At 74.3% G+C, this 2,209-nt stretch carries 1 protein-coding gene; it reads left to right on the top strand.

Features of this window, described 5'->3' with window-relative positions:
* Window positions 1-2,209: condensation domain-containing protein (locus ABZZ17_RS39985; RefSeq protein WP_356884302.1), on the top strand; the 2,209-nt coding region annotated here is incomplete at both ends.

The raw sequence follows: 2,209 nt of genomic DNA, 5'->3' as shown, positions 1-2,209 counted from the left end.
GGACCCCCCGGCACCCGCCTCTACCGCACCGGCGACCAAGCCCACTGGGACACCCACGGCAACCTCCACTACACCGGCCGCACCGACACCCAGATCAAAATCCGCGGCTTCCGCATCGAACCCACCGAAATCGAAACCACCCTCACCACCCACCCCCACATCACCCAAGCCACCCTGGTCCACTCCGGCGGTCAGCTGACCGCGTACGTGACGGCCTCCCCCGGGAGCCCCGAGGTCCCGGCTCCGGAGGGCCTGCGCGGCTGGCTGCGGACCCTCCTGCCGGAGCACATGGTCCCGGCCCGGTTCGTCGTACTGGACCGGCTGCCGCTGACCCCCAACGGGAAGATCGACAAGGCCGCCCTGCCGGACGTCCCGCCCGCCCCCGCCGGCGCGGGCCGCGGGCCGCGTACGGCGACGGAGGAGCTCGTACGGGCGCTTGTCGGGGAGGTCCTGGGCGCCCCCGCGCCCCTGTCGATGGACGACGACTTCTTCGAGCACGGCGGGCATTCGCTCCTCGCCGCCCGTCTCACCCACCGCATCGGGACCACCCTCGGCATCACCCTCACCCTCCGCGACGTCTTCCAGCACCCCACCCCCGCCGCGCTGACCCGGCGGATCGAGGCCGTGTCCGCCCGGCCCGCGCTGCCGCCGCTCGCGCCGCACGGTCCGCGCCCCGAGCGGCTGCCCCTGTCGTTCGCCCAGCAGCGGCTGTGGCTGGTCGACGCGCTCGCCGGAGTCGGGAGCGAGGACCAGGACCAAGACCAAGACCAGGACCAGGGCAGGGGCAAGGGCGCTGCCTACAACGTCCCCATGGCGGTCCGGCTGGAGGGCGAGCCCGACGTCGCCGCGCTGCGCGCCGCCTTCGAGGACCTCGCCGCCCGCCACGAGCCGCTGCGGACCCGCTTCGTCACCGCGTCCGACGGGGACCCGTACCAGGTCGTCGATCCGCACCCCGGGCACTTCTTCGAGTCGCGCACCGTCGACGCCGACCGCCTGGAGGCGGAACTCCTGGACGCCGCCCGGCACTCCTTCGACCTGGCGGCCGAACACCCGCTGCGCGTCACCTTGTTGTGCGGCGTGCCGGGGCGGTACACCCTCCTGGTCCTGCTGCACCACATCGCCACCGACGGGCAGTCCCTGCTCCCCCTGTTCGAGGACCTGTCCCTGGCCTACGCCGCCCGCCTGGTCGGTGGCGCACCCGGATGGGCGCCGCTGCCGGCCGCGTACGCCGACTTCGCGCTCTGGCAGCGCACGGCCCTGACGGGTCCGGGGCGGTCCGGGAGTCCGGGGCGGGCGCTGGACGCCCAGATCGCCTACTGGAAGACGGCGCTCGCGGGGCTCCCCGAGGAACTGGGGCTGCTGCCCGACCGGCCGCGTCCGGCGGTGGCCGGGCAGCGCGGCGGGGTCGTACGGGTGGACTTCGGCGCCGAGCTGTACCGGGGGGTGGTGGAGCTGGCGCGGGCCGAGCGGTGCACGCCGTTCATGGTGGTGCAGGCGGCCCTGGCCGCGACGCTGACGCGGCTGGGGGCGGGTACGGACCTGCCGCTCGGATCGCCGGTGGCGGGCCGGCCGCAGGAGTCGCTGGACGCGCTGGTCGGGTTCTTCGTCAACACCCTGGTGCTGCGTACGGACACCTCCGGGGATCCGGCGTTCCGGGAGTTGCTGGCCCGGGTACGGGCCGCCGACCTGGATGCCTTCGCCCATCAGGAGGCTCCGTTCGACCTGGTCCTGGAGGCCGTGAACCCGGCGCGCTCACCGGCCCGGCATCCGCTGTTCCAGGTGTGTCTGGCCCTGGAGTCCGGTCCCCGGGCCGTTCCGGAGTTCCCGGGGCTGCGGGCGGGGGCGGCCGAGCCGCTGGCGACGGGGGCGGTCAAGTTCGACCTGGAGTTCCTGCTGCACGCCGAGGAGGGCTCGGGGCTGACGGGCGCGGTGCTCTACAGCTCCGACCTGTACGAGCACGCCACCGTCGAGCGGATGGCCGGCATGCTGCGGCGGACGCTGGAGCAGGCGGCGCGGGAGCCGGGCGTACGGGTGTCGGAGCTGGAGTTGCTGGGTGAGGCGGAACGGCGCCAGGTCCTGGACGAGTGGACCGGGACCCGTACGGAGACCGGCGCGGCCACGCTCACCGACCGCTTCGAGGAACAGGCCCGCCTGCGCCCCACCGCCCGCGCCGTCGTCTTCGGCGCACAGGAACTCACCTACCGGGAAC

Source organism: Streptomyces sp. NPDC006512 (assembly GCF_040611935.1).
In the GTDB taxonomy this organism is placed as follows: Bacteria; Actinomycetota; Actinomycetes; order Streptomycetales; family Streptomycetaceae; genus Streptomyces.
This window is presented reverse-complemented; position numbering and strand designations above follow the sequence as displayed.